This is a genomic window from Shimazuella sp. NTD247, assembly GCF_059510415.1.
This window is the reverse complement of record NZ_JCAJZU010000001.1, coordinates 532,787-554,171: the sequence shown is the minus strand read 5'-3', so window position 1 is coordinate 554,171 and position 21,385 is coordinate 532,787. Positions and strand designations below refer to the sequence as shown.

24 protein-coding genes are annotated in these 21,385 nt (G+C 36.6%); 13 read left to right on the top strand and 11 right to left on the bottom strand.

The window, feature by feature from the left end; genetic code table 11:
• The first annotated feature begins 23 nt into the window (after positions 1–23).
• Positions 24–416, top strand: coding sequence for a RidA family protein (locus AC5WOC_RS02710; protein WP_496053844.1), 393 nt, complete (start codon positions 24–26; stop codon positions 414–416).
• A 363-nt stretch (positions 417–779) separates the two neighbouring features.
• Here AC5WOC_RS02710 and AC5WOC_RS02705 read toward each other — a convergent pair whose 3' ends face one another.
• The 3 genes from AC5WOC_RS02705 to AC5WOC_RS02695 form a co-directional block, all read right to left on the bottom strand.
• Positions 780–2,375, bottom strand: a complete 1,596-nt coding sequence (locus AC5WOC_RS02705) for a M4 family metallopeptidase (protein ID WP_496053843.1) — start codon at positions 2,373–2,375, stop codon at positions 780–782.
• Positions 2,376–2,533: 158 nt separating this feature from the next.
• Positions 2,534–2,908, bottom strand: a complete 375-nt coding sequence (locus AC5WOC_RS02700; RefSeq protein WP_496053842.1) for a DUF4383 domain-containing protein — start codon at positions 2,906–2,908, stop codon at positions 2,534–2,536.
• Between the two features lie 133 nt (positions 2,909–3,041).
• Positions 3,042–3,866, bottom strand: coding sequence for a cupredoxin domain-containing protein (locus AC5WOC_RS02695; protein WP_496053841.1), 825 nt, complete (start codon positions 3,864–3,866; stop codon positions 3,042–3,044).
• A gap of 159 nt (positions 3,867–4,025) precedes the next feature.
• Here AC5WOC_RS02695 and AC5WOC_RS02690 point away from each other — a divergent pair, with 159 nt between their 5' ends.
• The 7 genes from AC5WOC_RS02690 (at position 4,026) to AC5WOC_RS02660 (ending at position 10,541) form a co-directional block, all read left to right on the top strand.
• Positions 4,026–4,835, top strand: coding sequence for an MBL fold metallo-hydrolase (locus tag AC5WOC_RS02690; protein WP_496053840.1), 810 nt, complete (start codon positions 4,026–4,028; stop codon positions 4,833–4,835).
• 821 nt (positions 4,836–5,656) lie between these two features.
• On the top strand, positions 5,657–6,565 hold the full coding sequence (gene trhO, locus AC5WOC_RS02685; protein ID WP_496053839.1) for an oxygen-dependent tRNA uridine(34) hydroxylase TrhO: 909 nt from the start codon (positions 5,657–5,659) through the stop codon (positions 6,563–6,565).
• 144 nt (positions 6,566–6,709) lie between these two features.
• Positions 6,710–7,474: an MBL fold metallo-hydrolase gene (locus AC5WOC_RS02680; protein ID WP_496053838.1), complete on the top strand. Its 765-nt coding sequence runs from the start codon at positions 6,710–6,712 to the stop codon at positions 7,472–7,474.
• A 306-nt stretch (positions 7,475–7,780) separates the two neighbouring features.
• Complete coding sequence (locus AC5WOC_RS02675) at positions 7,781–7,933, top strand: hypothetical protein (RefSeq protein ID WP_496053837.1); 153 nt, start codon at positions 7,781–7,783, stop codon at positions 7,931–7,933.
• A gap of 193 nt (positions 7,934–8,126) precedes the next feature.
• Complete coding sequence (locus AC5WOC_RS02670) at positions 8,127–9,167, top strand: tyrosine-type recombinase/integrase (protein WP_496053836.1); 1,041 nt, start codon at positions 8,127–8,129, stop codon at positions 9,165–9,167.
• Positions 9,168–9,261: 94 nt separating this feature from the next.
• Positions 9,262–9,885: a transcriptional repressor LexA gene (gene lexA / locus AC5WOC_RS02665; protein ID WP_496053835.1), complete on the top strand. Its 624-nt coding sequence runs from the start codon at positions 9,262–9,264 to the stop codon at positions 9,883–9,885.
• A 2-nt stretch (positions 9,886–9,887) separates the two neighbouring features.
• A complete protein-coding gene (locus AC5WOC_RS02660; protein WP_496053834.1) occupies positions 9,888–10,541 on the top strand; it encodes an NAD-dependent epimerase/dehydratase family protein in 654 nt (217 codons plus the stop codon).
• 50 nt (positions 10,542–10,591) lie between these two features.
• On the opposite strand, the gene AC5WOC_RS02655 is transcribed toward AC5WOC_RS02660, so the two are convergent.
• Positions 10,592–11,752 carry an MFS transporter gene (locus AC5WOC_RS02655; protein ID WP_496053833.1) on the bottom strand — a complete coding sequence of 387 codons (1,161 nt, stop codon included), beginning with the start codon at positions 11,750–11,752 and terminating at the stop codon, positions 10,592–10,594.
• A gap of 138 nt (positions 11,753–11,890) precedes the next feature.
• On the opposite strand from AC5WOC_RS02655, the gene AC5WOC_RS02650 reads away from it, so the two are divergent.
• On the top strand, positions 11,891–12,772 hold the full coding sequence (locus AC5WOC_RS02650; protein ID WP_496053832.1) for a LysR family transcriptional regulator: 882 nt from the start codon (positions 11,891–11,893) through the stop codon (positions 12,770–12,772).
• A 427-nt stretch (positions 12,773–13,199) separates the two neighbouring features.
• Here AC5WOC_RS02650 and AC5WOC_RS02645 read toward each other — a convergent pair whose 3' ends face one another.
• A complete protein-coding gene (locus AC5WOC_RS02645) occupies positions 13,200–13,739 on the bottom strand; it encodes an SDR family NAD(P)-dependent oxidoreductase (protein WP_496054158.1) in 540 nt (179 codons plus the stop codon).
• A 456-nt stretch (positions 13,740–14,195) separates the two neighbouring features.
• Here AC5WOC_RS02645 and AC5WOC_RS02640 point away from each other — a divergent pair, with 456 nt between their 5' ends.
• From AC5WOC_RS02640 to AC5WOC_RS02630, 3 genes are all read left to right on the top strand, one after another.
• The gene (locus AC5WOC_RS02640; protein WP_496053831.1) at positions 14,196–15,038 is read left to right on the top strand and encodes an SDR family oxidoreductase; all 843 of its coding nucleotides are present in this window, start codon (positions 14,196–14,198) and stop codon (positions 15,036–15,038) included.
• A 100-nt stretch (positions 15,039–15,138) separates the two neighbouring features.
• A complete protein-coding gene (locus AC5WOC_RS02635) occupies positions 15,139–15,417 on the top strand; it encodes a hypothetical protein (protein ID WP_496053830.1) in 279 nt (92 codons plus the stop codon).
• Positions 15,418–15,674: 257 nt separating this feature from the next.
• Entirely contained in the window at positions 15,675–16,094 is a 420-nt protein-coding gene (locus AC5WOC_RS02630) for a GNAT family N-acetyltransferase (RefSeq protein ID WP_496053829.1), read from the top strand.
• On the opposite strand, the gene AC5WOC_RS02625 is transcribed toward AC5WOC_RS02630, so the two are convergent.
• The gene (locus tag AC5WOC_RS02625; protein ID WP_496053828.1) at positions 16,080–16,568 is read right to left on the bottom strand and encodes a VOC family protein; all 489 of its coding nucleotides are present in this window, start codon (positions 16,566–16,568) and stop codon (positions 16,080–16,082) included. The two genes, AC5WOC_RS02630 and AC5WOC_RS02625, sit on opposite strands and share 15 nt — an antisense overlap.
• A 125-nt stretch (positions 16,569–16,693) precedes the next feature.
• Between AC5WOC_RS02625 and AC5WOC_RS02620 the strand changes: the two genes are divergently transcribed.
• On the top strand, positions 16,694–17,641 hold the full coding sequence (locus AC5WOC_RS02620; RefSeq protein ID WP_496053827.1) for a helix-turn-helix transcriptional regulator: 948 nt from the start codon (positions 16,694–16,696) through the stop codon (positions 17,639–17,641).
• Positions 17,642–18,330: 689 nt separating this feature from the next.
• On the opposite strand, the gene AC5WOC_RS02615 is transcribed toward AC5WOC_RS02620, so the two are convergent.
• The 5 genes from AC5WOC_RS02615 to AC5WOC_RS02595 form a co-directional block, all read right to left on the bottom strand.
• Entirely contained in the window at positions 18,331–19,767 is a 1,437-nt protein-coding gene (locus AC5WOC_RS02615) for an MFS transporter (RefSeq protein WP_496053826.1), read from the bottom strand.
• 14 nt (positions 19,768–19,781) lie between these two features.
• Positions 19,782–20,177 carry a MerR family transcriptional regulator gene (locus AC5WOC_RS02610; RefSeq protein WP_496053825.1) on the bottom strand — a complete coding sequence of 132 codons (396 nt, stop codon included), beginning with the start codon at positions 20,175–20,177 and terminating at the stop codon, positions 19,782–19,784.
• 292 nt (positions 20,178–20,469) lie between these two features.
• Entirely contained in the window at positions 20,470–20,607 is a 138-nt protein-coding gene (locus AC5WOC_RS02605) for a hypothetical protein (protein ID WP_496053824.1), read from the bottom strand.
• 9 nt (positions 20,608–20,616) lie between these two features.
• The gene (locus AC5WOC_RS02600; protein ID WP_496053823.1) at positions 20,617–21,078 is read right to left on the bottom strand and encodes an MBL fold metallo-hydrolase; all 462 of its coding nucleotides are present in this window, start codon (positions 21,076–21,078) and stop codon (positions 20,617–20,619) included.
• A gap of 8 nt (positions 21,079–21,086) precedes the next feature.
• A complete protein-coding gene (locus AC5WOC_RS02595) occupies positions 21,087–21,377 on the bottom strand; it encodes a hypothetical protein (RefSeq protein ID WP_496053822.1) in 291 nt (96 codons plus the stop codon).
• Positions 21,378–21,385: the final 8 nt, after the last annotated feature.

Sequence of the window (21,385 nt, the reverse complement as noted above, 5' to 3'; positions counted from 1 at the left end):
TAAATCTCGAAAGGATGACTTTTATGTCTCTCAAACAAGTACACACACAACCAGATCCTTATGCTCCATTTCTTATCTCACAGGGGATCAAAGCCAATGACTTCATTTTTGTATCCGGTCAAGCTGCTATTGGAGATGATGGCAATCTTGTTGGTATTGGTGATTTTGATAAACAAGCAGAACAAACATTTCGCAACTTGGATCGTGTATTAAAAGCTGCTGGATCAAGCCTTGCTCGTGTTATTAAAGTAACGATCTATCTTACTTCGATGTCTCATTTTGAAAAAATCGTAGAACTTCGACGCAAATGGTGGTCACAACCTTATCCTGCAGATACAATTGTCGAAGTCTCTTCACTTTATTCACCTGATGCCATGATTGAGATTGATGCCATCGCGTTAGCTGAGGAAGAGTGAAATAAAAAAGAAAAGCGAGAGACTTAACCCAATGAATGATGAGTTTTGACATATACTCAACAAGCTAAATGGATAAGCTTGCACCAAAGAACCAATCATCAAGTCTAACACTAACAACAAGAAGCACTCATGGGGATAGTCAAACTTTCACCTTCTTTCAATAATGGATAAATGAAGAGAGGACATGAGTCACCTATTGAAGTGAGATTTTATTTATGGGTGGTTATTTTCTATAAATCAAATTTGAAGTTGTTCATATGTGACTAGAAGTCATTTTTAATCCCAGGTTGAATTCCAAAAAATTGACCTACATCCCTAGATAGAGAATAATAAAAAACAAGAGAACAAGTCTCTTGTTTTTTATTATTCAATACCAATGACTCCAACAGCCTTGTATGCATGTTTTACAGTGGTAACTTCTTTTGAATTTGCTCCATATAGATCTTTTGCAGATTGAACAGCAGCTTCCCGCATATCGATGAATTGAGAATTAGCAGTTAAGTATTTGGTGAGTGCACGGTAATAAATTTCTCTTGTTTTTACTCTTCCGATTCCATCAACAGTTACTCCATCTTGCTTTCCACCCGCAGCTATTAAGTAAGCAGCTTTGTTGTTAATTCCACTGTTAATATGAACTCCACCATTATCTTGCCATCCAATGTAACGATCATTATAATTATCTGGTTGGTTGTATTTGGTGGGATCGGACATGGATCGAAGTGCATCACCAGGTTTATTTGGGGTATAAACATCTTCTCCTAATAACCAGTCATCATCATCGACCATAACACCCATAATATCTGATAAAGATTCGTTTAAAGCACCAGGTTCGTCTCGGTATTCGAGATTTGCGGTGTATTGTGTAACGGCATGAGTAAGTTCATGTGCAATAACATCCAAACCTCCTGCGAGAGAAATAAAGGTTTTCCCGTCTCCGTCACCATAAATCATTTTTTCTCCATCCCATGCAGCATTGTTCCATTTTTCACCTACATGTACATAGGATTTAATTGGGCTTCCTTTTCCATCGAAGCTGTTACGATTGAATGCTTTTTTATAAAAATCATATGTGGTTTCTGCATATGCATGCGCATCTACAGAAGAAGGATCAGAAAATGCAGTAGTTTTACTAGAGACTAATTTCCCAGTAATAACTGGGGAGTTTTCACTTTGATGCTCTGAATCATAGGTTGATATTTTACGCGTTGGCCCATTAAGATAATATAAGTTTCCGTTTTTGCTTATTTCAAACTTTTTCTCATCCCCTTTTACTCCTTTTCCATGGCCTGTTAACTCTTGGAGAATGTTCAGTTTATCAAGTACTTTCCCATTTTTGGCATCAATATAATATTGCCAAATAGTGGGCTGAGGGGATAGATAAGCAATTTTCACCACATATGCGTATACATATTTTTTATGATAGGGGAGTACGACCAATTCTGCTTTCGGTTGGTAAAGATAGGTAGATGGGTTTTTAGTTTGTTGTTTTACAATGGATATGGCTTTTTGCTGTGAAAGATAATTATTTTTATGAAAAACTGGTAATTTAATATTGGGAATTACCTGTCCCATAAAGGCAGTAAAGATTCCTTTTTGATTGGAATGGACAGTTTGTTCTGAGCCGTATACAGGGACACCTTGATAAATTTCTTGCAAACGATAATGTGTCATACCGAGTGAATCTGTTGTTTTATCTTTTAATCGGAAGTGATTTTGGGGCTGATCTTGAAATTGAAGGAAATTTCTACGAGCATATAGATAGTTCCAAATCATTTCTTCAGATGCAATTTGTTTATTGGAAGGAGTCCAATTATCTTCAATAAATGAAGCAGTTTTATAAATTGGATGATAGCGAACCTCCAGTTTTTCTTTCGCAATTGCAGAACCTGATACAGAGGAAAGTGCCATCGTAACAGCTAAACAAGTAGTAATTCCAGCAGAAAGCCAATTAATTTTCATCCATTCAACTCCTAATGTTGTAATTATTTACAAACAAAGTATATACGATTCTGAAAATGATTGTAAATCATTTCTTTGTCAATTTTGGGAATAACAAAAGATTTACACATAAAAAAATGCCAGTTTTATCACTGGCATTTTTTTCAATATTTTTTTGTTTACGCTGATTCTGATTGTGAACTTGCAACTGGTTGTGCGGATTTTAAACCTACAAATAATGCAAGCGCAGCTACAACAAAATGTACAATTTCAATAGTAGGGGTAACAGCAATTAGTCCGAAAATGTCAGATGTAAAAAGTCCATAGATTGCTACTGCACCATACACAACACCAAAAACGATAGAAACTACTTTGCTCCATTGGAAACTTCCGCTAACTGCTAAAAATAAAACTCCGGAAACTAAATGAACAATGTTGTGTGGTGGGGTCAAATGTAAAAATTCATGAACAGGACCAGAAGCTGGCAAGAAAAATCCTCCTATTCCTAACAATAAAAAGACCACTCCAAACACACGCAAGAACACTTGTACCATTATCAAACACACCTCACTCAAATAATAGATAAGATCACCAAGCGTAGTTAGATTTTACCATATAGTGTATGTTATTAACAAACTTTTTATAAAATTCTATTTTTTAATATTTCGATTTATTCATAGCCATTTTTTATTGTATGAGTAGGGAGCCATGATACATACCCATACCACAAGTATAATGAATGGTTCCTGATTTTTTTGGTGTAAAGTATATAAGGTTATCTCCTAGTTCTAATTTTCGTCGAATTTTCAAATCGGGAACAACTAAATAGGTTAGACATCCAGAGGATATTTTTTTTTGAAAATGGATCTTTGCAGGTACATCTTTTTTTAGAGTGATTTGATCAGGGGAATAGCCATTTTCTGTTACTGCAATGGTTATTTCTTGACTTTGTTTTTTTTGAACGAGTTGTTTTTGTGAATCTGCTTGAGAAGGATGAGGCGAATTCGTTTCCAAAAGAGAAAATATGATTAGAACAATACACAAAGTTACAAATAGAAAAAATGGTGTCTTTGATTGTTTGTGGGTCATTGTTTTAGCAGTTTTTTGTATAAGTTGATATACAAGTATGATAACAATGACGTATAAAATAGTGAAAAAGCCAATAAATACGCTTGGATTACGATTGGAAATCATCAGCCCAGTCATGGGTCCCATTAACCCGCCCATAATTCCGGCTAAAACACCATCTAATTGAGCTAATACGCCAAATGGATAACCAGTAATATAACCAAATACTACTCCAACTATTATTGCATAAATAGTTAGTAAGGTTGGATCCGATAAGAACTCAGTAGACAAAACCATCCCAATGGTCAGTGATGTCATCATTGCTAGGGCCATAGCAATCATCATTCCGTTCATCGATGTTAAATCATTTTTATTTCGATAGGTTATATAGCCGATAAAAACAGCTATGAGTATTATAAAAAAAGTGATTATCCATATAGTCATGATCATCCTCCTCGAGTTTTTTCTTAAATAAGATTCGACAAGAAATAAAATTTACCTATTAACTAAACAATGATTGGAAAATGATTGTAGATTACAGAGCAAGATCTAAATGTTACAATACAGTTAACATATAAAAACAATTACCAAAGGGTGATCTCCATGCCGAAATTTCTTTGCGAACAATGTGGAACCCAGTATGCTGAAACGGCCGCAGAACCACAAAAATGCCTCATTTGTGAAGATGAGCGGCAATATGTCAGATGGGATGGTCAAAGTTGGACCACACTTTCACATATGAAAGAAAATGGGTTTAAAGTAGAACCGTTTGAAGAAGAGTCCGGTTTATGGGGATTAGGGCTAAACCAGCCATTTGCGATTGGACAGCGAGCTCTATTAGTTCCAGGAGAAAAAGGGAATATTCTTTGGGATTGTATACCATTTATTGATGATGATATTTTAGAAAAAGTAAATGAATTAGGTGGTCTAGAAGCCATAGCAATATCGCATCCTCATTATTATTCTACCATGGTGGAATGGGCGAATGCTTTTCAAGTACCTATTTATATTCATGCTTCAGATGAACAATGGATCATGAGACCTGATGATTCCATTGTTTTGTGGGAAGGAAATATGATGCAATTGACTCCTGAAGTCGAACTTATTCACTTGGGCGGACATTTTGAGGGTGGTACTGTATTATTATGGAAACAAGGAGCTGAAGGCAGGGGCAGCTTGTTAACCGGAGATATTATCCAAGTTAACCCAGATAGACATTTCCTCAGTTTCATGTATAGTTATCCAAACAATATACCGTTATCATATAATACAATTAAAAGAATTGTCACTACAATCGAATCATATGAATTTGATCGTATACATGGAGCATTTAGAGAAAGATTCATATGGGAGAATGCAAAAGAAAGAATAAAAGCATCAGCTAAACGCTATAAAAAATACTTAACCAATTAACCTAGACAAAATGTCTAGGTTTTCATCTATCAATTAGATGATATTCTCATTTTATACGGATATATGTTCTGGAATTGCAGATAGGTGCTTAAAATAGATTTTAGAAGGGAATAAGGGGATTTTTCATTTTTGGATATCATCCTATTGCTTTGTTGAATTAAACGCCCTTAAAACGGAAAATAGAAGATGGATTTTTTTGGTTTTTTTGAAAAAATATAACTCCCGTTCACCGATTGTAGAGAAAAATACGTTTAAAGGTGTTTCGGTGTTCGAATGAATTGTATAGAATTTCTTTTTATTTCTCAATACTATAGTTAACTTTTTCTATAGAGATGAAATGGTAAGATCATCTCTATAGGCAGCTAAAATATGACCTTTGTATAACTCCAAACAACGTTACAAAATTAACATTTTGTAACGTTGTAGAGAAAATAACCAAATTGACCATGGAAACACCGCCGACAAACCTTCCTGTATTTGGTTTGTTTTTTAAAAAAATCCAATTCAAAAATATTTAAAATAAAAACAACCTTAGTCTACGCTAAGGTTGTTGATTTGCATCGTATATTGTTGTGTTTACTAGTCACAATTGCATTCGTCTTTTCCGGTTTTGGGACATTTGGAACGAATCATATCATCCACCTCCCTAAGTCGGATTTAAACTTAACAGATGATCATATATCATCTGTTTTATTATACAAAAATTCATTCTATTAATGCACGTAAAAAATACAAAAATTAGTAATAAGAATATAAGATGATTTCTCTTTGGGTTTATGGTAAAATATTTGGTGTTTATCTGTTCGGAAAGGAAGAAAATTATGAGCACTACGATTAATACTCCTCATTACCAAGTGCTATTATATTATAAATATGTCCATATCGAGGATTATGAAGTGTTTGCAAAAGAGCATCTAGCTTTTTGTAAAGAACTGAACCTCAAAGGAAGAGTACTGATTGCATACGAAGGGATTAACGGAACAGTTTCAGGTTCTGTGGAAGATACAGAAAAATACATGGAATATATGCACAGTCTCCCCCTGTTCCAAGATATGATATTTAAAATCGATCCTCATGATGGACATGCTTTCAAAAAATTGTCTGTTAGACCTCGAAAAGAAGTGGTTACATGGAGATTGGAACAAGAAGTCGATCCTAGTGCAATAACAGGGACTCACCTCTCTCCAAAAGAATTTCGTGATCATTTAAATCAGGAAGACGTCATTGTAATCGATGGACGAAATGAATTTGAATATGATTTAGGTCACTTCCGCGGAGCGATCCGACCAAAAGTTAATACAACTCGCGAGTTTCCAGAATGGGTTCGGAATAACCTGAGTGAACACAAAGATAAAAAAATTATTACTTACTGTACAGGTGGAATTCGTTGCGAAAAATTGACTAGCTATCTCATTTCGGAAGGATTTGAAGATGTTTCCCAACTAGATGGTGGAATTGTGACTTATGGAAAAGATCCAGAAGTCAAAGGCGAGTTATTTGATGGGAAATGTTATGTCTTTGATGAGCGCATCTCTATTCCGATCAATCAAGTAGATCCAACCATAATAGGGAAATGCTACCATTGCAACCAACCTGCTGAAACCTATATCAATTGCGCGAATGATTTTTGTCACCGACAACATATCGTCTGCCCTACTTGCCAAGCGGAGTACCAGCATTTTTGCTCCGAAGAATGTGAAAAAATCGTTTCTAATGATAAGGCAAAATAAGCATCCTTTCAAAGGGTGCTTATTTATTTAAAAGTAATCCTTGACAAAACATAAATAATGTGATAAAATATTAATTTATTGACAATATATAACCATCCATGTAAAATAGGTTCTATCATTCATTATTTACATGGGGGATTTACTATGAAACCGTTAGGCATTCATGTTTTAGAATTAACGTCTACAATGATGGGAAAAACAGATACGATTTACCCTACTCTTTTAAAAGATCATGATAAAAATATTTTGATAGACACTGGATATCCAGGGCAATTGACTTTGCTAATGCAAGCTTTAGAAAAGACAGATACCTCATTTACAGAAATTGATCAAATTATACTCACCCATCAAGACATTGACCATATTGGAAATCTACCAGAATTACTACAACACTTCCCATCTATAAAGGTACTTTCATCCCCTTTGGAAAAGCCATACATCCAAGGAGAGAAGCGTCTCCAAAAATTAACTGACGAAGCTATCAAAGCAGCATTACAATCAGTACCGCCGGATGTTCCAGAGCAGTGGAAAAAATCATTCGAACATAGGCTGAAAAATCCACCTAAGGCTAAAGTGGATGCTATCGTAGAAGCCAGTGAGATTCTTCCTTATTTAGGCGGTATCGTTGTGATTAATACACCTGGTCATACCATTGGGCATATTAGTCTTTATCATAAGGAAAGTAAAACACTCATTGCAGGGGATGCCTTAATAATCGATGATAATAATCTCTACCTCTCTCCCCCACTGGTTACCTTTGATACGGAACAAGCAATAAAATCGATAGAAAATATTATTTGTTATGATGTTCGGTCTGTGATTTGTTATCATGGTGGAAAAATAAGCTCAGATGGTATAAATAAACGACTGATAGAAATTGCAGAAGGCTACAATCTTTACAAAAGTTAGCAATCCATTTCAGACATATAAACGTATAGAGAGATGGAATAGCAGCATCTTTGTTGGTTGTTGCTATTCCATCTCTCTTTTTTCACTCCCGTTGTTTAGCGATTTCTGTGAATTCCCCCAAAACACGGATGTTGTTCAAGCATATTTGTGATTAATTGTTGATGTCTAGATAAGTTTTTAAACAAACATCGATGGTCATCTAAATAAGGTATTGTAATTTAAACATCTCTATTTGCCTTTCAATTCACACAAAAGTATATTGAAAATAGTATTATTAATAGAGATTCCTAGGATCAGGAGTAATTCATGCCCAAGAGCCCCACCGACGAACGTGGTCAGACATATAAAATGTTAAAAACAGCCAGTCGTAAAGCTGGCTGTTTAATTTTTAGTACAAGATCAAAGAAACAAAAATTGGAGTTTCCCGATTATATCGCTTATGTAATCGTCTTAACGTGAGTCAATCAATCGTAACGATGTACCCTTTCGTGTTATTTCCGAAATAGATAAAACTACTCCTATTGAGCTTATAAGAATATATAAAATGAAGAACTGTATCCTGCATTTCATTTTCTATTATCATTTGCAGATATCTCCGTCTATCCGATAAACTATATGAATATACGTTATCTATTAGAAAGGAGGAAATACATTGTTTTATTCTAGGAAACTGCCAGCCAATATCAATCGACTTATTGGTGATTTTCCGGAAGATGTTCAGGATTTTTTCTTAGAGATGATTAGTGCGGAAAGATCTCCCTTGACCATTGCAAATTATGCATATGATTTTTCCTTGTTTTTTCGATACCTTCAGGAGAATGAAAAAACGATTGATGACCTTGACGCTAAAACTATCAAACGCTTTTTCCGATACATAGAAAACGGATACGAACGTACGATCTATTTGCAAAACTCGAATGGCCAATGGATTACGAGAAAACACTTCCGCGAAAACACAAGAAGCGGAAAACAAAGGAAACGCGCATCCCTCCGATCGCTTTTTCGATATATGGTTACTGCGCAAGTCATTGAAAAAGATCCTATGCAAGCATACGAAGATGCTAGCTTGAAAACGAGATCCAAACACAAAGTTCCCGTTTTTTTAACAATGGAAGAAGTAACAAGATTACTTCAAGCTGTACAGACATATCATAACAAAAAAACATCGATTTCTTGGTTAAAGCAAAGGGATTTTTCAATTCTTCTTTTACTTTTAAATACAGGAATGCGAGTTTCTGAGTTAGTTAATCTTAATATAAATAGTTTACAAAAAGCTGGAGATTCATTGCGAATAATTATTATGGGTAAGGGTGGAAAAGAACGGATGTTAAAATTAAATTCAGTCGTTGTTCGAGCAATGAACTTATATTTACAAAATCGTCCGGAAACTTCTGATTCTGCTTTGTTTTTAAATAAAAATCTCAGTCGATTGAGTCGAAAGGGCATTTCGGAACTGATATCCAAATATGTAAAAGAAGCAAATTTACCACCGAAAGCTGCCAATATATCTCCGCATAAATTGCGACATACACTTGCGACGATGCTCTTGTCTAATGGAGAAAATTTACGGGTCGTACAAGAAATACTAGGCCATTCAAGCATTCAAACAACACAAATATACACCCATGTGATTAACACTGAAAAAGATGATGCTCTCGATAAGCTCGTAAATATACAAGCAGATATTCTGTAGAACAACCGTTTGATTTTTCCATTTTGTTTCGTTATAATGATACAGACCGAGTCTTAAAAGTTCGGAATTTTTCGGGAGAAAAGGAGATGAGAGTGTGAAAAACAATAAACTTTCAGAGAGACAACAGGCTATCTTAAGCTACATCCAAAAGGAAGTATATGACAAAGGTTATCCCCCTTCTGTCAGAGAAATTGGTGAAGCTGTTGGATTAGCTTCTAGCTCTACTGTTCATGGTCATCTGAATCGATTAGAAAAAAAAGGTTACATTCGTCGTGATCCCACCAAACCAAGAGCAATAGAAATACTAGATCAGAATTCTAACATGCATAAAAAAGATACGGTAATGGTTCCGCTGGTAGGGAAAGTTACTGCTGGAGAACCAATTACAGCAGTAGAGAATATTGAAGATTACTTCCCTCTCCCTACTCGTATTGCTGGTGATGACCAAACTACTTTCCTACTGTCAGTCCAAGGGGATAGTATGATAAATGCAGGTATTATGGATGGAGACTATGTTGTTGTCCGTCAACAGCATACCGCGGATAATGGTGAAATTGTGGTAGCAATGACTGGTGAAGGAGAAGCTACAGTCAAGCGGTTTTTTAAAGAAGGTGATCATGTCCGTCTCCAACCAGAAAATGACCGGCTGGAACCTCTGCGATTACCACAAGTGACTATTCTGGGAAAAGTGGTTAGCTTAATACGTGAGATTGTTTAGTTATGGTTGCAAAAGCACTTATTTTAGGAGCGAGTGGATTAGTAGGCTCTACGTTGTTGCACTTGCTCTTGGACGACATAACATTTGATCAAGTACATATCCTAGTAAGAAACACATCAAACTGGAAACATGTAAAATTAACGGAGCATCTTATTGATTTTGATAATCTTGCTCGTTATAAACATATATTTCAAACAGATCATATTTTTTGTTGTATTGGTACTACCATCAAAAAAGCGAAAACTAGAGATGCTTTTTATAAAGTGGATCATGATTACGTTTATGAAGCTGGAAAATTAACTGCTGAGCACCAATCCACCTTTCATGTAGTCAGTTCCATGGGTGCCAACCCGGATTCTATATTTTATTACAATAGAGTCAAAGGTCAGATGGAACAATCTCTGAAAAAATTGGATATCCCTTCTCTTCATATTTATCGTCCATCCCTCCTTTTAGGAGACAGAAGAGAATCTCGAGTTGGGGAATCGCTTATAACACCAATAAGTAAACTTCTTCTTCGAGGTCCCCTTAAACAATATAAGCCAAATCATGTAAATACAGTTGCAAAAGCTATGTTAAAAGTGTCAAAGACTTCAAAATCAGGGGCATATATTTACGAATTTTTACAAATAGAAAACATAGCACAAAAGAACTGACATTAGTCAGTTCTTTTGGTTTTATCCTCGGGTACGCACCTTTTAAAACCTCATTCTGCAAGCATTTTTTTTGATTGGGAAAATAATACACAGGATGTAACAAATGCAATGATCACGATAATTGCACTAATCCATGGATTATAATAAGTGGTATCCGATAAACTGATAAGGAAACCCCCAATACCTGATCCTGTAGCTAGTCCGAATTGCGCAATAGAGGTACTTGCACTCAAAGCAAGATCAGAAGACTGTGGCGCTTGTTGAATAAAGTAAGTTTGCAAAGCAGGAATAGTAACATTTGCAACTCCCACCCATAATGCAGTTATGAATAAAGTCAGTAATGTAGAATTCGTTACTAATGGTAATAAAATTAAAAACATTACATGTATTAGTATACTTAATGTAACGGTTTTGGAAGTTCCCCATTTATCCGCACCATACCCGCCAAATCGAGTACCGACTATAGAAAATATCCCAAATAAAAGCATACTCAAACTTATTGCTGGCATAGATAGATGTACGATCTCTTGCAGAAATGGAGTTAAAAATGTATAGCTTAGTCCATAACCGGTGATTAAGAAAAAGAATATTAGTAAACCTCCAGAGATTTTCCTATCTTTTAGAATAGAAAATTGTTGTGTAATAGGAATTGCTTTTTCTCCTTGCAAAGCAGGAATAAAACGACTTAACAGAATCATAATGAAAAAACTAAGTAAAGCGAGCAGAACGAAGATCGACCTCCAACCAAACCAACTACTGAACACAACTCCTAATGGTACACCTGCAACAAGTGCAGCACCGAAACCTAGCGATACAGTACTAACTGCATTTCCAATTCTATCTGAATCCACTAATTTGGCAGCTACACTCATCGCTACAACAATAAATACTCCAGCACTTGCGCCCAATATGATTCTGCTAATCAGAAGGAAAGAAAATGGAAGTGATATGATAGATATCAGATTTCCTACAAGAAACACGCTAAGTGCGCCCAGCAATACTTTTCTTCTGTCCCATGATGATGTCGATACTACAATGATCGGAGTGCCTATTGCAAACGACAGAGAGAATGCAGTAACCAATTGCCCTGCTAAAGCAATCGAAACGTGTAGATCTTTTGCGATCATATTTACAATTCCTGCTACAACCATTTCTGATGTCCCGGTCAGGAAAGTTCCAATTGCTAATAAATAAATTCCTATATTTTTCATGCTGTTATCCCCTTTTTTATATCTTCAACTCGAAAAGCAACAACGTTGTTGCTTTTATATTAATTCGATTGTATGATAAATAAAAATATATATTTTTATATGTATTCATACCTTTAGATATATGAATGGAGTGATAAAATGGAGTTGCTACAACTGGAGTACTTTCGGAAAGTCGCAAGGATTGGTCATCTGACAAGAGCTGCTGAAGAACTGCACATAGCACAACCAGCTTTGAGTAAAACAATTGCTAGATTAGAACGCGATCTAGGAGCGCCTTTATTCGACCGAAAAAAGCGCCAAATTCAATTAAATGAATATGGCCAAATATTTCTACAACAAGTCGAAATCGCTTTAAATGCTTTAGAAGAAGGAAAAAAACAAATAGCAGATCAAGCTGAATTAGAAAAAGGAAGAGTTACTTTATCGTCAACCGATCATCAATGTGATGCTGAATTAGTCAGCTCCTTCTTAACTCTTTTTCCAAACAATAACCTATTTATCAAACAGACTCATTCAGAAGAACAAAATCAAACATTATTACAAAACAGAGAAATTGATTTTTATATCACTTCTTTGCCTATAAAACATAAAAATTTAGAAAGTTACCCATTTGTAACCGAACAAATCTATTTAGCAGTTTCTAAATCTCATCCATTAGCAAATCGGACAAGCATAAACCTTCGAGAGTTGTCGCAAGAAAACTTTATCAGCTTGCCAAATCGAAATCATTTCCGTCAAATTACGGATAAATTATGCCGAAATGCTGGTCTGCAGATTCAGACGATATGTGAGGTAGAAGAATTATCTGCCATTAGCAGTTTTGTCCAAAAAGAAATTGGGATTGCATTTTTAACCGAAGATGCTACTCGATCAGATATTAAACTTATCCCTATTAAACACCCTGATTTCAATCGAACCTTTCAACTTGTTTGGTTGAAAGATAAATATCTTTCCAAATCAAGTACACAGTTCCGAGAATTCCTTATCCGTTATTACGAAAAGCCAAAGAAACTTTCTTGAGTCATAAAAGTCCTTTGGCTTTTCTAATTAACATCAGAATCTTATCCATATCGCAGAAAGTTAAAATTATTACTTCAGCAATCAGACCACATTTCAATGTATTAAATTTTTCTAATTTCCCCTCTGTGTTCCCTTATCTCTCGCTTTTTGGTAAATCGATCGATGACATATTTTGCTAAAATCCCAAACGGTAACCTCTTGAATATCCAAACCATTTACAACTAGCATCAAATGATGCATCGTACACCCTGAAAGATCAAGATCTAGATCCCAACCATTAGTAAAAAAAACAACTTTTGCTTGAATAACAAAGGTTGTTTTTCAGGTAACATATTGTATTCAATTGATTTGTAAAAGTATTAAAAGAGATGAGATCAATTTCAGATGCAGCTTCATTTTCAAAGAAGGCTTATCAAGGTAATATTGATTATTTTTCTTTGAAAATAATTTCTTTCTGATTCTTTTTTATATGTGCATCCCAAAAAACGTCCGCAATATGATCTGGATCGTAAAAAGTTCCTTGCTGTACATGATCAGCAATCAAAACCTGTCCTACATAAATTCCATATGGAGATAATGTATCTGCCAAAGAAAGAGCGAGTGATCGAATTCCAGATTTACCTATCGATAACGAGGCATATTCCGGATTCGGCTCAAGAGCAATGGTTCCTCCTGTAAAGAAAAGAGTTCCCTGTTTGCGTTTGATCATTTCAGGAATAACTTGCTGAGCACTCGTTAATGCACCTGCTATATTCACTTTCAAGTCATCTATTAATTGTTGTTCTGTTAATGAAAGGGCATCTCCTGGAACAATATTCGCTACATTATATACAAGAACATCAGGTGCTCCGTGATTCAAATTGATATGTTTAAAAGTTTTTTTCAGCGACCCTGAGTCAGATGCATTTGCGATAACACCATAAGCTTCAATATTTCGTTCCTGTAGTTCTTTCGTGTAACGTTTCAGAGATTCTTGAGTTCGGAAAACGAGAATAACCTGAAATGCTTATACCTGGCCCTGATCCAATGATCAACAGTAATGGTTTGCTATTCATGCATTTTCATCTCATTTTTCGTCCCTAATCTATTAGTACTAGTAATTTAGTGTATCGGTATAATAGACAAAATGATCTTAATTGTCAACAAAAGAGTTACATTCTTTTTTTGCGTCCTTAAATCATCAAGTTAATCGTGATCGTACCCACAATTCAAAAAGAATAATTCATTGGGCTACTTTTGCATCTTTAGACTTCTTTCTACTTCCCTTTTTTTGGATTGAAAAATTTCTTTAGGGTTTCATACGAAAAAATAACCTCACAGTCACTTGTATCAAAATTAGAAGAATATTTATATTGTATTTGTATATCTCTCATCCTTTGCTAAACTAGTAGTTGTAATGCTACACAAGCAAAGGAGTGTTTATATGAATACCTCAAAACGTGTACTCATTACTGGTGCAAACACAGGTATGGGACTAGCAACATCCATTGCTTTAGCAAAAGAAGGATATCAGATCATAATGGCATGTCGAAACAAAGAGCGAGGAGACCGTGCTTTAGAAGAAGTACGCCAACAAAGCGGTTCAGATAAAGTAGAGATTATGTCTCTTGATTTAGGATCGTTAACAAGTATACGTGAATTTTCCAAACATTTCTTAGTGAAACACAACGCTTTGGATATACTAATCAACAACGCAGGAGTTATAACGACTAAACGGAAAATTACCGAAGATGGATTTGAATCGATGCTAGGTGTCAATCATTTAGGACATTTTCTGCTTACCAATCTCTTATTAGAAGCATTGAAACGTTCAGAGCAAGGAAGAATCGTGGTAGTTTCTTCTGAGGCATACAAACAAGGAAGTATAGACTTTAACGATATGCATATGGAAAAGAAATTTTCCATTTTTAAAGGTTATGGCAGATCGAAACTAGCAAATATATTATTTACAAAAGAGCTGAGCAATCGTTTAAAAGATACAAATATTACAGTCAACTGCCTTCATCCTGGAGCTGTTTCAACAAGTATGGGGGTAGACCGTGACACTGGTTTTGGAAAAGGAATACACTTTCTCCTTCGTCCGTTCTTTCTCAGCCCGCTAGAAGGAGCACAGACGGCGATTTATTTAGCGACTAGCTCGGAAGTAACAGAGACGTCTGGTGAATACTTCTATAAGAAAAAAATCAAAAAATTAAATGAAACGGCAATGGATGCTGATTTAGCTCGTCGATTCTGGCAATGGAGCGCACAACAAGTTGGATGGTAAAAAAAGAGAGTATATACTCTCTTTTTTTGTTTCTTTATGCTTTTCCATTTACTATAATTATTGTTAAGGTACATCAACCTATTTTTTGACAGAGGGAATCATGAGTCTTGCACTCGCTGCTACGGATGTCCTCGCCCGTGTGGGTGGTCGCACCAAGTTCCGAACCGGTAGGAGCCGTTGGAGCGGTGGCACTGTTCACGTCCATCACTTCTATATCTGGCACCATGGCGAGATGAACACGGTCGGCGTCTTCTTCTGGCTGTTCGTACTTCTGCTGATCCTGGCCGTCATCCTCTGGGTGAAGCGGCCTCAGAGGAAGTTCTCGAACAAACCGCGCAACATCTACAAGGGCTCGACCGGTCTCGACAAGCGCTTGTAGTGAGAGGGATTCTCCCCTGCCATTGGCCACGGATACATTGCAACCTATTGTATCTGTGGCCGCTGCTATGAAAAAATTTTTTCGATAACCAGAAATAATACAAAATTCCCCTGTGATATTCTCATCCAGTCTTCCTATTTTAAGTTGTTATTCAATCCCCCTTCAGATCGTTGTTCCTTAGTTATGGAATCTATTTAACGAACTAGAGCAGAACCCCTGTCTTAGTTGCAATAAACAAAACTCAAGGGGATGTTGTAGTGAACCAAGACAAACTCATAATAACTCCGCATAACCCCAAGTATACTAGACAGACAGTGGAGATGTGGAGGGATAGCAAGAGACAGGCTATTGGTCAGAAAGAAATTCATAACTTAGAAAATCAAGTTTATTTTTCAAATCATATATTACCTGAAGTGTTCCAACTAGATTTAGCTTTTAATGATGAAAATGTAGTTGGAATGATTGCTTATAATGATAGGAAGATAAGCCAGCTTTATATTCCTAATGATTATCAAGGAATAGGTATTGGTAGGGAAAAAGAACAATCAAGTGAAAGATTAACATTATACACATTTGAAGCAAAAAAGGCTGACTTCTCCGAAAGAAGCCAACCTTTTTACTTTTATACTCTTCATCTTGATACGTCATGCAAAAATCGTAATCTAATAAGTAGATAGGAACGGATTATAGCTTCTTTGCGTGTAGTCCATTGCTTCTATAAACTCTTTTTGCTTGGAGCGCTTTTCTATTTCTTCTGGAGTCAAATCCTCAACATGGGTCTGAATCCACCATATATTGCCGAATGGATCCACCACACGGCCACCCCTATCTCCCCAAAATTGAGTCGTCATCTTGGTCATTGAAGTAGCACCAGCTTTTAGCGCTTGTTCATAAACTTCATCTCCGTTTTCTATATACAAACGAAGTAAACTGGGGAACGAAGGCCATTCAGGTCTTGAATCAAACATTAATATGGTGGTATCTCCAATTTGTACTTCAGCGTGACCAATAGAGCCATCCGCGTTATAAATCCGACCAGTCTCCTGTGCTTGGAAAGCATTTTTCAAAAAAGCTATTAATTTGTCTGTACTTTTTGTTGTGATCCATGGAGACACAGTGTTATATTTTAGTTCAGCATAATTTGAGGACATTGTATTCCTCTCCTTGTCGTTTTTTTATTTCAACATTAAATAATGTACGGAAATTTCTGTACCTTATCCACTCCATTCTACCATCAAACTACGACAGTTATTGTCATAGTATTGAAAGGGATTTTATGTCTAAAATAAAACGATTGTTCGAAATCTGGTTATTTGCCAATAAAAGAAAAAATTTTACCGCCAAAGAATTGGCCGATGAATTTGGTGTCAGTGTTCGTACAATTCAACGAGATTTACTGGATTTATCTGACATGGGAGTGCCGTTTTATTCCGAAGTGGGAAGAAATGGCGGCTATTCCATGCTCCATGGGGAGTTGCTACCACCAGTTTCGTTTTCAGAAGAAGAAACAGCATCCGTCATTTTCACTTATGAATCACTTAAACAGTATCAGGATATTCCTTATGAAGCAGAAATTGACTCTGTACTGGACAAACTACTGGCTCATGTATCGGAACCCTTGCGAAACAGGCTTTTAAGTATCCGTGGACACATCTCTATGAAGATTCCGCTGCGAACCGAAAAGGCTCCTTATCTCAAAACGATTTTCCACGCATCAATAGTAAAACAAGTTTTGCTTTTTAACTACGATTCTGTCGAAGGTTGTAAGGAAAAAAGGGCTGTTCCCATTGGTATCTATGCTGCCAACGGATATTGGTATTTCCCTGCTTATGATCTCAAAAACAAACGTATCAATCTCTTTAGAGCAGACAGGGTTCTGAAATTGAAAGAAGAACATTTAACGAATTTGAAACTTCCTAGTCTGAACCAATGGTTAGAGATGGAAACCTCAAAGTTGGTTGATGATTCTTGTGAACTTGTGATGCGAATAAGTAAAAATGCAGCACGTAGTATCTCCAGCACCTACTTTGATTTTTCTAAAATTATCTGGAAAGATGATAATATGGGCATTCTTCGTCAATCTATTTCCCAACGTGAATTTTCTTATATCGCGTCTATGATATTATCTTTTGGTACAGAAGTGGTAATAATGGAACCTCCTGAACTGAAAGAAATATTAATCAATAGAACTTATGAAACGCTTGCATTATATGAAAAGAAATAATTCTTTCTTTATAGAAATAGTTCGACATCGGTATGCTGACGACTAGTGATGACTCTGGCGATTCAGGTTGCATTCATCAAGGTGACTGTCGGGCTAAAGAGGGAATATTAATCGAGCAGAACTTGGTTCCCGAGCTAACCGTAAGTAAGGACCATCAAAAAAAGAAAACCAGATGTCTTTTGTATGAATGAGTGAATTTGACTAAAAATCACTCTTCTGAGGCTATAAGGAGCTTGGGTATCACACTCCTCTATTAGATTCATAATAGATAGTTTTTTGCTAATAGTAATAACAATTGATCTGTAACCATCTACAACAGTTATTTTTTATTAATTTCTATTCTTAACGTGGTAAATCCGCGTTTTTATGTCGGAACCCCTATATCTGGATACGCATCTCTCTAACTTTAATTTGGGACATGACTTTCTCTTATGTTCGATACACTGTTGGTGGAATATTTGGGTCATGATTGGCAATCGCCGCGACACAATCTCCTCGCTCAGAAAACTCTCTCACCCATTGCAAAGTTGATATGTTAGCTAGTCGTCTACCGCAAAATCAGGAAAGATTTGTTCTTTCCATGATTTCTCCGCATATCCAACATTGGTAGCTTAGTTCTCTTTCCACACAAGAAAAATGAGCTTGCTTTGTTTCTCTGATTTCTTGCACGAGAACTTGGAGTGATTTACTTACCTTGTTGTATTAGAATCTAATTTCGTATTACGCGATTTTCCTAACAGGAAAAATGTAACTCCTGTGCTAGCTAATACGCAAAGGAATGAAACCAAAAGACAAGCAGTAAAACCAATCATAGGGTGAGTACTGCTTTCGAACAAGATGCCGAACAACGCTACTCCGATTGCTCCTCCAAGCTGTCGACATGTATTAAAGGATGCAGATGCCGCACCTGATAAGTCTTGAGGAAGGGATTCCAGCATTCGAGCTGTCATGGTAGGTACAAGTAGTCCGGAGCCAAATCCCACTGGAAGCAAACTAAAAACAAGTGGCCAAGGTTGTGAATATCGTATAGTAAAAATAGTTGCGATCAAACCTATTCCTATGAAAACTTGTCCTAGGTAAAGAACATTGTTTGTTCCAGTATGGCGAGCAATTCGCGGTGCAAGCAGGCTACCCACAAAAATTAGTCCAGTCAAAGGGAGAAAGCTTAAACCTGCTTTGAGTGCCGATTCTCCTTTCACATCTTGTAATACTAGACTAAGAACAAATAATATTCCATAGAAGGCAAGATTGAATAATGCACCTAGTAATGCAGGCCCAATAAACCCAGCTTTGGCTGCCAATCGTGGCGGAATTAAGGGAGTAGTAATCGTGCGTTCGACGATGACAAAACTGATAGTTGCAATAATAAATACAGCATATACAACGAATAAAAGTGGTGTAGCCCATCCCAGACGTGGTCCCTCTATAAGAATGAAGATAATGCTTCCAATAGCTATAGTTGCGGTAATTTGACCCATTATGTCCAGACGTAATCTTGTACCTAATGGTGTTGATATTGATTGTTTAATCCAAAAGGTAAGAGCTAAAGCGATCAAGCTAACAAAAGCCGTGATCCAAAAAATCCAGCGCCATCCAAGATACGTTACAACAATACCACCAACAAGGGGACCCATTGCCATCCCTAAACCGCCTGCGGCAGCCCAAGTAGAGACCACAACCCGCTTCAAATGCAAATCTTTCACATTCTGAGTGGCCATTGATAAAGAACTTGGAAGTAATAAGGCTGCTCCCGCCCCTTGAAACAGGCGAATGATATTCAACATGGATATACTTTCTGTAATAGCACAGCCAATGGAAGCTATTGCGAAGAAGATTACACCTGGAATGAATAAACGTCGGGCACCATAAATGTCAGACATGACTCCAGCACTGAGCATAATTGCCGCAAATGCAAGCGTATATGCATCCATAACCCATACAATGCTACTGTGATATGCGTTGAATTCTCGAGATAGAGAAGGTAAAGCAAGGTTTACGATCGTGGCGTCAAGGAATATCACGAACGATGCGATCACTGCGACGATTAACGAAAGCAAATTTATTTCTTTTTTATGTGCTGAAGTCCTGTTTCCAAACTTCATGTTTAACGATGTTGTATTGCTCATATAGCATTTCTCCTTTATTGCTGTTTTGGATGAATCGAGTAGTCGCGGTAAAACTGCAGCTTCTGATTTACTGCATCAATAAGCATTTCAAGTTCACGTTGTTGTTCTAATAATTTTTTTTGATGGCTTTCAAGAATCGATACTCGTCGTTGAATTAACTCTGGTGAAAAACTTTTCCCTTTAAGTTGTTCCAAAACACATCCGTCTTTAGCGTACTGAGCAATGTCTTGAAGGGACAAACCGGTCTTGCGTAAAGATGAAACAAACTGTATAAAATTTACGTCGGACTTTGTGAATTGACGTACACCGGTATCCGATCGGTTAATTTTAGGGAACAATCCATTTTTTTCATAATAGCGGATGGTGTGGGGGGAAAGACCTGTAATTTCTACGACTTCTTTGATATTCATATTTATCAACTCCTCGTTTGCTTGTTAACTAACATACACCTTAGAGTCGACTTTAAGTCAAGGGTTCCTTCCGGATGTGTTTTCGAGGTTCAGGACACCAACTCATACTATATGCGGATCTCACTTGTGCAGCTGGGCATGGCAGCCAAAAGCGAAATATCGTACCATTTGCAAATATTTACATATAAAGAATGGGCATGAAGAGAAAATTCGTTCTCCACATGCCCGAAGCTGTGATTTTAATTATCAGGGACATATTAGTTAACTAATCAAAAGGGTCAAAATACCAAATTCAAAAATTAATAGAAGCAGCGAGTTGGTTCTTCAGGTCTCTTGTAGTGCCAATATGTCTAGCACGTTCTGGATTCGAATGCTCTACCTTCACTATAATCATTAGATACCCATTCTTCCTAACTTTGATTTGGGACATGACTTTCTCTTATGTTCCATACACTGTTGGTGGAATATTTGGGTCATGATTGGCAATCGCCGCGACACAATCTTCTCGCTCAGAAAAATCTTTCACCCATCGCAAAGATTGATATGCTAGCTCGTCGTCTACTGTAAAGCCAGGTAAGATTTGCTCTTTCCATGATTTCTCCGCATACCCAACGTCCGACACAAGTAATACCCAACCCGCTTCCACACGAATCAGAACCGAGATATGACCAGCTGTATGACCTGGAGTAAATACGAGATAGACAAGACCATCTCCAAATAAATCCTTTCCTAGCTGATGTGGCCCAAAAGGAATTTTTTCTAATTTGACAAGATCAAAGTTAATTCCTTTGTACCATTTCTCTTTCGATTCATCGCGATTATTTTCCCATTCCGGTTCGCTTACTAGAAAGCGTCCTGCTTTGTTCAACAGTTTTAATCCGCTGATATGGTCGACATCCAAATGAGTAATCACCACTGTATGGATATCTTCAGTTCAGGTAATTTATACTCGATGAATTGATAAAGATCTTCCCCAAGGTGTTTTTTGGGATTGGAGCGAATCTCTTCGTGCCATCCTGTATCGACTACAATATTTCCTTGTGGATGTTCGATGAGGTAGCTAGAAACAGGTACTTTCTGCTGGAACTCTTTTCCTCTAAGATGAACGGCTGGAATCACGTCCAACTCCTTAAAAGCCAGAGACTGATCATAAATAAGCTCTCCAGTGTGTAATACATGAACTTTTGCGTAGTTTCTCATTTTGATAT

Coding starts and splice junctions, on each gene's coding strand:
- AC5WOC_RS02710 (WP_496053844.1), top strand. CDS start 24: ATGTCTCTCAAACAAGTACACACACAACCAGATCCTTATGCTCCATTT.
- AC5WOC_RS02705 (WP_496053843.1), bottom strand. CDS start 2,375: ATGAAAATTAATTGGCTTTCTGCTGGAATTACTACTTGTTTAGCTGTT.
- AC5WOC_RS02700 (WP_496053842.1), bottom strand. CDS start 2,908: ATGGTACAAGTGTTCTTGCGTGTGTTTGGAGTGGTCTTTTTATTGTTA.
- AC5WOC_RS02695 (WP_496053841.1), bottom strand. CDS start 3,866: ATGACTATATGGATAATCACTTTTTTTATAATACTCATAGCTGTTTTT.
- AC5WOC_RS02690 (WP_496053840.1), top strand. CDS start 4,026: ATGCCGAAATTTCTTTGCGAACAATGTGGAACCCAGTATGCTGAAACG.
- trhO (WP_496053839.1), top strand. CDS start 5,657: ATGAGCACTACGATTAATACTCCTCATTACCAAGTGCTATTATATTAT.
- AC5WOC_RS02680 (WP_496053838.1), top strand. CDS start 6,710: ATGAAACCGTTAGGCATTCATGTTTTAGAATTAACGTCTACAATGATG.
- AC5WOC_RS02675 (WP_496053837.1), top strand. CDS start 7,781: ATGCCCAAGAGCCCCACCGACGAACGTGGTCAGACATATAAAATGTTA.
- AC5WOC_RS02660 (WP_496053834.1), top strand. CDS start 9,888: ATGGTTGCAAAAGCACTTATTTTAGGAGCGAGTGGATTAGTAGGCTCT.
- AC5WOC_RS02655 (WP_496053833.1), bottom strand. CDS start 11,752: ATGAAAAATATAGGAATTTATTTATTAGCAATTGGAACTTTCCTGACC.
- AC5WOC_RS02650 (WP_496053832.1), top strand. CDS start 11,891: ATGGAGTTGCTACAACTGGAGTACTTTCGGAAAGTCGCAAGGATTGGT.
- AC5WOC_RS02640 (WP_496053831.1), top strand. CDS start 14,196: ATGAATACCTCAAAACGTGTACTCATTACTGGTGCAAACACAGGTATG.
- AC5WOC_RS02635 (WP_496053830.1), top strand. CDS start 15,139: ATGAGTCTTGCACTCGCTGCTACGGATGTCCTCGCCCGTGTGGGTGGT.
- AC5WOC_RS02625 (WP_496053828.1), bottom strand. CDS start 16,568: ATGTCCTCAAATTATGCTGAACTAAAATATAACACTGTGTCTCCATGG.
- AC5WOC_RS02620 (WP_496053827.1), top strand. CDS start 16,694: ATGTCTAAAATAAAACGATTGTTCGAAATCTGGTTATTTGCCAATAAA.
- AC5WOC_RS02615 (WP_496053826.1), bottom strand. CDS start 19,767: ATGAGCAATACAACATCGTTAAACATGAAGTTTGGAAACAGGACTTCA.
- AC5WOC_RS02610 (WP_496053825.1), bottom strand. CDS start 20,177: ATGAATATCAAAGAAGTCGTAGAAATTACAGGTCTTTCCCCCCACACC.
- AC5WOC_RS02605 (WP_496053824.1), bottom strand. CDS start 20,607: ATGTCCCAAATCAAAGTTAGGAAGAATGGGTATCTAATGATTATAGTG.
- AC5WOC_RS02595 (WP_496053822.1), bottom strand. CDS start 21,377: ATGAGAAACTACGCAAAAGTTCATGTATTACACACTGGAGAGCTTATT.